Source organism: Kitasatospora arboriphila (assembly GCF_039528095.1).
In the GTDB taxonomy this organism is placed as follows: Bacteria; Actinomycetota; Actinomycetes; order Streptomycetales; family Streptomycetaceae; genus Kitasatospora; species Kitasatospora arboriphila.
In genome coordinates, this window is the sequence record NZ_BAAALD010000070.1 from 1 (window position 1) to 9506 (window position 9506).

Consider the following 9506-nt stretch of genomic DNA (forward strand, 5'->3'; position numbering starts at 1 on the left):
CCCGCCCGTCTGCGTCCCCGGCCGGGGGGGTCAGCGGGTGGGCGGCGGGGCCGGGGCGGTGGCGGCGCAGGGCGACGCCGAGGACGCGGTCGGCGGGGACGGGCCCGAGGGTGCGGGAGTCGATGCTGGCGGCACGGTTGTCGCCGAGCACGACCACCGTGCCCGGCGGCACCACCGAACCGGCGGAGCAGGCGGTCACGGCGGCCGGCATCGGGTCGCCCGGGAGGGCGGCGACGCGTTTGACCATCCAGCGGCGCGGCCGGCCGGCGCCGGGGTCGGGCCAGTGGCCGGACGGGTCGGGGCGTTCGACGATCACCAGGGCGTCCACCCGCAGGGCGCGCAGTTTGGCCCGCCGGCCGATCAGCACGTCGCCGGCCCGCAGGGTGGGCTGCATGCTCACCCCTTCGACGGTGATCAGCAGGCGGCGGCGCACGGCGGCCAGGCATGCGGTGGCCGTGATCAGCAGCGCGGTGGCGGCGGCACCGAACAGGGCCGTGGTCACCGGGTGCTCCCGGCGGTGTAGCCCTCGGCCTGCCGGTGGAAGAGCCCGGCGTAGGTGCCGTCGGCGGCGATCAGCTCCTCGTGGGTGCCGTGTTCGGTGACGGTGCCCTCGCGCAGGACGGCGATCAGGTCGGCCTCCCGGGCGGTGCCGAGGCGGTGCGAGATCATCAGGCTGGTGCGTCCGTGCCGGTGGCGGCGCAGCAGCTCCTGGACCTCGTACTCGGCGGCGGGGTCGAGGCCGGCCGTCGGCTCGTCGAGGATCAGCAGGTCGGGGCTGCGCCGCATCATGGCGCGGGCCAGCGCGACCCGCTGCCACTGCCCGCCGGAGAGTTCGACGCCCTCCTCGGGGTGGTCCGGGTCCTGGAGGAAGGCGCGGCCGAGCATGGTGTCACCGCCCTGCGGGAGGGACGCCAGCAGTCCGTCGGCGCCGGCTTCGGCGGCGGCCCGCCGGACGCGGTCCGGGTCGGCGGCGCGGACGTCGCCGAGGGCGATGTTCTCGGCGGCGGTCAGGTCGTAGCGCATGAAGTCCTGGAAGACCGCGCTGATCCGCTCCCGCAGCTCCTCGGGTTCGAAGTGGCGGATGTCGGTGCCGTCCCAGAGCACGGTGCCGCGGGTCGGGTCGTAGTACCGGAGCAGCAGCTTGACGAGGGTGCTCTTGCCGGCGCCGTTGTCGCCGACCAGGGCGAGCGAGCGGCCGGCGGGGAGGGTGAGGCTGACGCCGCGCAGCACCCAGTCGTGCCGGTCGGAGTACCGGAACCAGACGTCGCGCAGTTCGAGGCCCTGCCGCAGCGGCGGGGCCGGCCGTACCGGGGCGAGGGCGGGCAGGTCCACGGGTTCGGCGAGGACGTCGAGGTACTGGCCGAAGAGGGCGAGCTTCTGCTGGGCGAGGGCGGCGAGGGCCGCGGCGGTGCCGATGCCGCCCTGGACGGCGGCGACCGCCGCCACGAACACCGAGACGTCGCCGACGGTGAGTTCACCGCGGGCCGCCGCGCGGACGGCCCAGACCAGCCCGGCCGCGGAGACCGCCGCGGACACCAGGGCGGGCGCGCCCTGCAGCAGGGCGGCCCGCTGTTCGGTGCGGCGGTTGGCGGCGTCGACCACGGCGCGGTCGGCCCGCATCCGGGCCCGGAAGTGGCTGCCGAGTCCGAACAGCCGTAGTTCCTTGGCGGCCTGCACGTCGCCGAGCAGTTGCCCGTAGAACATCTCCCGCCGCTCGTACGGGGTGATCCGCAGTGCGGTGCCGACCCAGGCCCGGGAGAGCCGGAACTCGGTGGCCAGCACGGGCACGGAGGCGAGCAGCACGAGCAGGGCGAGGACGGGTCCGATCGCGGCGAGGGTGGCGACGAACCCGGCGGTGGTGAGGGCGGTGCGGAGCAGCCCGACCGCGCCGAGGACGATCTGCGGCGGGGCCTCCTGCCCGCAGCTCTGGGCGAGCCGGAGCCGGTCGAGCCGCGCCGGGTCCTCGAAACGGGCCAGGCCCACCCAGGAGTTGACGGCCGCGTAGAGCCGGTCCTGTGCCTCGACGGCGATCCGGCGGGCGAGTTCGCCGCGGACCAGCTGCTCGACGTGCGGCAGGACGGCCGCACCGACGCCGGTGGCGACCAGGCCGGCGACGGGCAGCAGCAGGCCGGCGCCCGGGGTGGCCGGGGCGGTGAGCGCGTCCAGCACGGTGCGCATCAGCCAGGCGGCGGCGACCGGCACCACGGCGACCGCGGCGGCGCTCAGCAGGCAGCCGAGCAGGGCCGCCGGGGCGGTGCGGACGGCGAGGCCGAGGACGGCGCGGAGTGCGGCGGGGCGGCGCCTCATGCGGGCACCGGGCGGGCCATCTCCCGCAGGTCGCGGTGGAGGACGTGCAGGGTGCCGTCGTCGTCCAGCCGGGCGACGACCGGGAATCCGCCGACGCCGAGCGCGTCCACCACGTCCTGGGCCTGGTCTCCGGTGACGACGGTGGCGACCTCGGCGAGGGCGTCGACGTACTCCTGCTGGCCGGCGCCGGGGGTGACCACGGCGAGGACGTCGCCGGCGGGCGGGCCGTCCTCCCGGAGGCGGCCGGTGAATTCGGGGAGCAGTTCGGCGCAGGGCGGGCAGCCGGGGGCGAAGAAGGCGACCAGGGCGGGCGTGGCCAGGGTGTCCCGGGTGACCGTCGAGCCGTCGGCGGCGGTGACCGAGAACGGGCCGGCGGTCGCGCCGATGCTGGCGGCGTCCGCGAGTCCGTGCAGGCCGGCGGGCTGTGCGGCCCGGGCGGACTCGGCGTTGAGGCGCCGGACGATCCCGAAGGTGAGTGCGAGGTTGAGCAGGCCGAGCGCGCCCAGCAGCACGACGGCCGAGACCAGCACGGGCATTTCGGAGCTCCTATCGGGAGGGGGCGAAGAGGGCGGCGAGGTCGTCGAGGGCGGCGGTGACCAGCGCGGCCAGGGCGCCGGTGCCGGCCGCGAGCAGCAGGGCGGCGGCCTGCGCACCGCCGTCCGGGGGCGGCCGGTGGGCGGCGGCGAGCGCGGTCAGCGCGGCGGCGGTGAGCAGCAGGTTGCGCACCAGGTGGCGGGGGCCGAGCGGCGCGGCGGTGGCGCCGAAGCAGGGGCAGCTGACCACGGCGCCGCGGCGCAGGGTGACCGCGATCGAGGCGGTGAGGCCGGCGAGCAGCACGACCGCCAGCAGCAGGCCGGCCGTCTCGGTGGTCGGGACGGCGAGCAGCACGGGCAGCGCCGTCTCGGCCGCGGCCACCGCCAGGGCGGCGCGCCGGACCTGTCCGGCGGGCACCAGCCGCATTCCGCGCAGTGCGTCCTCGAAGGCGGCGAACGCGGTGCGCCCGCGCACCTTGGAGACGGCGGAGGCCGCGAAGACCAGGGCGAGCAGGACGCGGCAGGCGACCGCTGCGTAGTACATCGGGAGTCCTCTCCACAGCCACGGCGCCACAACGGGGGTCCGCAGCGCGGGAACGCGGATCCGCAGCATAGGAACGGGGGATACACGGCTCGTACTGCGCGGGTGCAACGTCCGCTGTATGCCGGGCCGTTAGCGTCCACGGCGTCCGGCTGCAACCCGGCGGCCGGACGGAGTGAGGAGTACGTGATGAGCAAGCTCCAGCAGTTCGCGGACGCCGTGGCCGCCCGTTTCGCGCCGAAGATCACGGCGGACGCCACCTGGTGGTACCAGACCCGCTGCGTCAGCTCGTCCGGCTGCGGTGTCCGCAACCTGCGCCTCCAGCAGAACAAGTGCTGGGACAGCAGCTTCTGCACCGGCTGGGAGAACACCGGCAGCTGCTGCTGACGGCGGCTGCGCCCCGCGGGGGGGGGGGCGGGGGGGGGGGGGGGCGCGGCCGGGGGCCCCCCCCCCCCCCGCCCCGGTGCACGTGCTGTTCCAGGTAGTTGCCGTCGTACTTGCCGTCGTACTTGCCGTCGTACTTGCCGTCGCCCGAGGAGGACGTCCGTGCCGGACCGATCGGAGCCGCGGGCCCACCGCACGGTGGCCCGCAGGGTCGGCCACCATGCGCTGCCGCTGGTCTCGGCGGCGCTCGCGGTGCTGGTCGCGGCCGCCGCGGTGACGGTGCTGACCGCACTGTCCGGCCGGGCGGTGACCGACGGGATGCGCCGCCAACTGGCGGGCGACCGGCGGCTGTCGGTGGCCGTGCAGACCGAGCTGGGCGCGGCCGGGCCGCAGGCGGCGGCCGACCGCTCGGTGCGGTCGGCGTTCCGCCGGGTGCTGGCGGGCGTGCCGTACCGGGTCGAGACGGCCGCGCGGACGGCGGCGCCGCTGACCACGGCCCGGCCTGCCGGGCAGCCCGCCCTGCCCGCCGAGTCGGTGCTGCTGCCGGTGGGCCTGGCCGAGCCCGGCCGCCACGCGCGGCTGACCGCCGGCAGCTGGCCCGCCGGCGGGGACGGCGCCGAGGTCGCGGCGGCGGTGCCCGACGAGTGGGCGCAGCGGACGGGCGTCCGCCCGGGTGACGTGCTGGTGCTGACCAGTCCGGCCAACCACACCGTGGCGCTGCGGGTCACCGGCCGTTACCGGGCCGCGGAGCACAGCGGTGCGTTCTGGCAGGGCCTGGCCGAGCCGGACCGCGAGGTGGAGCGGGCGGCCGTGCTGGTCTCCCCCGCGGCGTTCCGCGCCGAGGCCGCGCTGGCCGACAGCGGCCTCGCCGAGTGGGTGGCACTGCCCGACGTGTCGGGGCTGCGGGTGTCCGAACTCGCCGGGCTGCGGGCCCGGTCCGCGGCGTTCGGCACCGGGGACTCCGTCCGGTCGGTGTTCCGGGACGCCCGGCCGCCGGTCGGCGGGACGGCGGTCCGTACCGCGCTGCCGGACCTGCTGGGCGGCACCGCGCTGCCGATGCTCGCGGCCCGTTCCTCGCTGTACGTGCCGGCCACCCTGCTCACCGCGCTCGCCACCCTCACCCTGGCCATGACGGCACGTCAACTCTCCGAAAGCAGAGCGCCGGAGACGGTGCTGAGGCTGGCCCGCGGGGCGGGCGGCGGGCGGCTGCTGCTGGCCGCCGCCGGCGAGTGGGCGGCCTTCGCGCTGCCCGCCGCCCTCACCGGGATGCTGGTCGTGGCGCCACTGGCGATGCCCGGCGCCGGCGTCTCCGCCGGGTCGGTGGCCGCGGTCGGCGCCATGCTGCTGGTGCACGGCGCCGCGGTGCTGCTGCCGGTCGCCCGCCTGGCGGTGTCCGGGGCGCGGGACGCGGCGGTGCGCCGCCGATCGGCCCGCCGGACGGCCGCGCAGCAGGCCGGCGTCGATCTGGCGCTGGTGCTGGCGGCCGTCCTCGGCTGGCTCCAACTGCGGCACTACGGCGGCCCGGTGGCCGACCCGGCCCGGGTCGGCTTCGGCACCTGGGCGGATCCGGTGCTGGTGCTCGCGCCCGCCGCCGTGCTGACGGCCGGGGCGCTGGTGCTGCTGCGGCTGCTGCCGCCGCTGATGCGGCTGGCGGAGCGGCTGGCCGCCCGCAGCACCGGTCTGGTGCTGCCGCTGAGCAGTTGGCGGATCAGCCGCCGGCCGGGCGGACCGGCCGCCTCGGTGCTGCTCTCGGTGCTGGCGCTGGCCGTCTGCGCCTTCTCCGCCACCGCGCTCGCCTCGCTGGGGCCGAACTACCGCGACCGGGCGGCCGTGGCCGTGGGTGCGGACCTCGGGCTGAGCGGCGGCACCCTGCCCTCCGACCGGCGGGCGGCCGCGCTGGCGGCGCTGCCGGGTGTCCGGGCCGTGAGCCCGGTGGTCGAGGCCCGTACCGACCTCGGGAACCTGCCGGTGCAGACGGTGGCCGTCAACACCCGGACCGCGCAGCAGACCCTCTCGTCCGCGGGGGCCGGGCTGCCGGCGCTCCGTGCGGACCTCGCCGACCGGCCGCTCTCCGACCTGCTCCCGCTGCTGCGCAGGGGCACCCCCGCGTACGGGCTGCCGGTTCCGGAGGGGACGACCGGGCTGGAGCTGTCGGCGGGCCTCGCCGCGGACGGGCCGCTGCCCGCCGACGCGGTGCGGCTCGTCCTGCTGGTCGAGGACGCCGATGACCTCGCCCGGACGCTCACCGCGACGCTGCCCGCCGACGGCGCCCGGCACACCCTCCGCTTCGACCTGGCCTCCCCCGTCACCGCGGCGCGGCCCGCCCGGGTCGTCCGGGTCGCCGTGCAGCCCGCCGCGGACCTGCCGGGGCGGCGCAGCCTCACCCTGGACCTGGAGCGGATCACCGCCGTCGGCCCGGCCGCCCGGCACGACCTCGCACCGCCCGCCGGATCGGGTTGGACGGCCACCGCGCCCGGCGCCGGCCGGCCGGAGGACATCGGCTGCCCGGGCCATCCCACGGCCGGCACGGCGGGCCGCATCCCCGACACCAGCGACGACCTGGCCGGCCCGTGCACCCTCGCCGAGCCGGCCGGCACCCTGCTGCGGGCCGTGCTGCGCACCCAGCAGCCGAACGGGATGAGCGACGGCCGCACGCCCGAGGTGGCGTACACCGTGGCCGCCGAGCCGGACACGCCGCTGCTGCCGGTCCTCGCGGACGACGCGCTGCTCGCCACCGGGGTGCAGGTCGGCTCCCGGCTGCTGCTCGTCCCCGGCGGCGACCCGGTCGTGCGGGCGGTGGTCGTCGGGCGGATCGCCGTCGTCCCGGGCCTGCCGCGGGAGCGGCCGGCCGTGCTCGCCGACTCCCGGGCGTTCGCCGCCCAGCGGGTCCTCGGCGGGTCACCGCCCGTACCGGAGGCCCGCTGGTGGCTCGCGGCCGGGCCGGACGGCGGACGCGCCGCGCAGGCCGCGCTGCGCGGGCGTCCGGAGCTGGGCACCGTACGGAGCCTGCGGGACGAGGCCGCGGCGCTGGCCGCCGATCCGTACCAGGCGGGGCTGCGCCGCGCGCTCTGGCTCTGCCTGCTGCTCGCGCCGCTGTTCGCGCTCACCGGGACGACCGTGCAGGCTGCGGCGGACGCGCGCTCGCGGATCCGGGAGTTCGCGGTGCTGCGGGCGATCGGTGTCGCCCCCGGCCGGCTCGCGGCGGTGCTGCGCACCGAGATGCTCACCCTGACGGGTCTCGCGGTGCTGCTCGGTGCGGTACTGGGCCTGCTGTCGGCGGCCCTGCTGCTGCCGCTGGTCGTGGTGGACGGCAGTGCCGCCGCGGTGTTCCCCGCGCTGCGCACCGGCCCGGGGTGGGCGGCCACCGCGGCCACCGCACTGGCGACCGGGGCACTGGTGGGGGCCGGATCGTCGGTGCTGGCAAGGCGGTTCGCCCGGGTCGACCTGGCGCGGACCCTGAGGACGGGGGAGGACGGATGATCGCCGGCCGGTGGCCGCGGGCCGCTTCGCGCCGACTGCCGCTGTACGCGCTGCAGTTCGTTCTGGTGGCGGTCCTGGCGGCGCTCGCCGCCGCCTGGGAGCCGTCGTACGACCGGCCGGCCACCCGGGCGCTGGCCCAGGAGGTCGAGCAGGCCGCGGCCGACGGGCCGCTGGTCACCGTCCGCTCGGGCCTGCGGCCGCCGGCGACGGACGACGGCGCGTCGGTGGCGCCGAAGTTCGGCACCCTGGAGGGCGACCTCGCCCGGCTGGCCGAGGGGCTGCGCCGCGGCGCCGGCCCCGGGCTGGCGGCGGTCCTCGGGGCGCCGACCGCCCGGATCGAGACCGGCGTGGTGCCCCTCCTCGGGGACGGCGTCCGCCGGCCGGACGGCACCGCGCCGACCGCACAGCTGGTGTACGCCCAGGACGCCGGCCGCGAGCTGCGCTGGACCTCGGGCCGGGCTCCGGGCACCCCGGTGGGCGATCCGGCGGCGGCCCCGGTCGAGGTCGCCGTCTCGGCGGCGAACGCGGACGTCCTCGGCCTGGCCCCCGGCCGCCCGGTGACGCTCCGCGGGCCCGGCCTGGAGACCGCGGCGGTGGTGGTGGGCGTCTTCACGCCCGTCACCGAGACCGCCGACCTGTGGCAGCAGTTCCCCGCGCTGGCGCGGCCGTTGGTGAACGACACCGCGCAGGGGCGGCGCACCGCCGTCGAGTTCCTGACCGGCGCGGCCGGCATCGAGGCCGTCGAGGCCCGCGGCAGCGCCGGCCCGGCGGGCCTGGCGCTGACCCTCGGCTACCCGGTGCGGGTGGACCCGGCGGGCGGCGCGGGGGCGGCCGGCGGGGCCGGCGGGCTCGGGCGCGAGGCGGTCGCGTTCGTCCAGGGCGCCGCCGTCGGCGTGTGCGGCGACCGCACCCTGGCCACCCTGCCGTGCAGGCTCGACCTGCGCCGGGTGTCGCCGCCGCAGGTGACGGAGCGGCTCTCGGCCGTCGTCTCGGCCTTCGAACGGCGCAGCACACGGGCACAGGCGCTGCGCTCCTTCGCCCTGGCGGGGCTGCTGACCGTCGCGGTGATCGGCGCCCTCGCGGCGGCGCGGCTCGCCGTCCGGCGCGAGGCGGCCGACCTGGAGCTGCGCCGCGCCCGGGGGGCGGGGCTGGCCGGGCTGGTCGGGCGCCGGCTGCTGACGGGTGCCCCGGCGGTCCTCGCCGGGGCGGTCGCGGGCTGGTGCGCCGGGGTCGCGGCGGGTGGCGGGGCCGTTCCGTCCGGGGCGCCGGGCCGGGCGGTGGCGGCCGCCGTGCTGCTGGCGGTGCTGCTGGTGTGGTGCGCGCCGCCGGGCACGGTCTGGGCCCGGTACCGCGAGCCGCGGCGGGGCACGGCCGTCCGGCGGCAGCGCAGCCCGCTGGCCCGGCGGCTGGTCCGCGACGCGACGGTGCTGCTGGTGGCCGCCGCGGGGGTGGTGTCGCTGCGGCTGCGCGGCGGATCCGTCGCGGCCTCCGACCCCCAGCTCTTCCTGCTGCCGGGCCTGCTGGGGGCGGCCGCGATGACGGTGCTGTGGTGGCTGTACCCGCTGCCGGTCCGGCTGCTCGCCCGCTGGGCGCGGCGGCGCACCGGGGCGGTTCCGCTGGTGGCGCTCGCCCGGGCCGGGCGGGAGGCGCCGGCGGCGGGGGCGGCGGTGCTGGTGCTGGTGCTGGCCCTGTCGGGGGCGGTACTGGGCGGTCTGGTCTCCGACTCGGTGCGGCACGGCCGGGAGCGGGCCGCGGCCTGGCGCACCGGCGCCGACGCCGTGGTGATCGGCCCGGCCGGCCTGGACGCCGCCTCCGCGGAGCTGGCCGCCCTGCCGGGGGTCGCCCGCACGGCCGCGGTGACGGCGGCCTCCCGGGACCTGCTCGCCCCGGACGGCGAGCTGCTGCGTTCGGCGGTGCTCGTCCGGGTCGACCCGGCCGCGGTGCTCGCCGCCGTGCCGGAGTCCCGGCTCGGCCGGGCCCTGCGCGCGGCGGACCTCGGCGGCTCCGGGCAGACCGGCAGCACGGAGAGCGGGACGGCGGACGGCCCCGGGGCGGTACCGACGGTGGACGTGCTGTCGGACGCCGTCGTACCGGACGACACGCTCGAGGTCGTCGACGGCGGCCGGACGGTGCTCCGGCTGCGGATCACCGGCGTCCCGCCGGCCGCCGCCCGGCAGGACCCGGTCCTCGGCCCGGTGCTGGGCGAACTCCCGACCGGCGGGCCGCTCCTGGTGGCCGCCGGCGGCCCCCCCCCGCGCCGC

The 9506-nt window shown here is 78.7% G+C and carries 7 protein-coding genes; 3 read left to right on the top strand and 4 right to left on the bottom strand.

Features of this window, described 5'->3' with window-relative positions:
* The 4 genes from ABD353_RS28330 to ABD353_RS28345 all read right to left on the bottom strand — a co-directional run.
* Positions 1 to 502, bottom strand: a 502-nt coding sequence (locus ABD353_RS28330) for a S26 family signal peptidase (protein WP_344626528.1), incomplete at its 3' end; no start/stop codon positions are given.
* Positions 499 to 2307: an ABC transporter ATP-binding protein gene (locus ABD353_RS28335; protein ID WP_344626529.1), complete on the bottom strand. Its 1809-nt coding sequence runs from the start codon at positions 2305 to 2307 to the stop codon at positions 499 to 501. The genes ABD353_RS28335 and ABD353_RS28330, both read right to left, overlap by 4 nt.
* Complete coding sequence (locus ABD353_RS28340; RefSeq protein WP_344626530.1) at positions 2304 to 2843, bottom strand: thioredoxin domain-containing protein; 540 nt, start codon at positions 2841 to 2843, stop codon at positions 2304 to 2306. The genes ABD353_RS28335 and ABD353_RS28340 overlap by 4 nt, the downstream gene beginning before the upstream one ends.
* 10 nt (positions 2844 to 2853) lie before the next feature.
* Complete coding sequence (locus tag ABD353_RS28345) at positions 2854 to 3384, bottom strand: MauE/DoxX family redox-associated membrane protein (protein WP_344626531.1); 531 nt, start codon at positions 3382 to 3384, stop codon at positions 2854 to 2856.
* 186 nt (positions 3385 to 3570) lie between these two features.
* Here ABD353_RS28345 and ABD353_RS28350 point away from each other — a divergent pair, with 186 nt between their 5' ends.
* From ABD353_RS28350 to ABD353_RS28360, 3 genes are all read left to right on the top strand, one after another.
* Positions 3571 to 3768 carry a hypothetical protein gene (locus ABD353_RS28350; RefSeq protein WP_030275333.1) on the top strand — a complete coding sequence of 66 codons (198 nt, stop codon included), beginning with the start codon at positions 3571 to 3573 and terminating at the stop codon, positions 3766 to 3768.
* A 159-nt stretch (positions 3769 to 3927) separates the two neighbouring features.
* Entirely contained in the window at positions 3928 to 7245 is a 3318-nt protein-coding gene (locus ABD353_RS28355; protein WP_344626532.1) for an FtsX-like permease family protein, read from the top strand.
* Positions 7242 to 9506 (top strand): hypothetical protein (locus tag ABD353_RS28360; RefSeq protein WP_344626533.1); only part of this gene is annotated, 2265 nt, incomplete at its 3' end. The genes ABD353_RS28355 and ABD353_RS28360, both read left to right, overlap by 4 nt.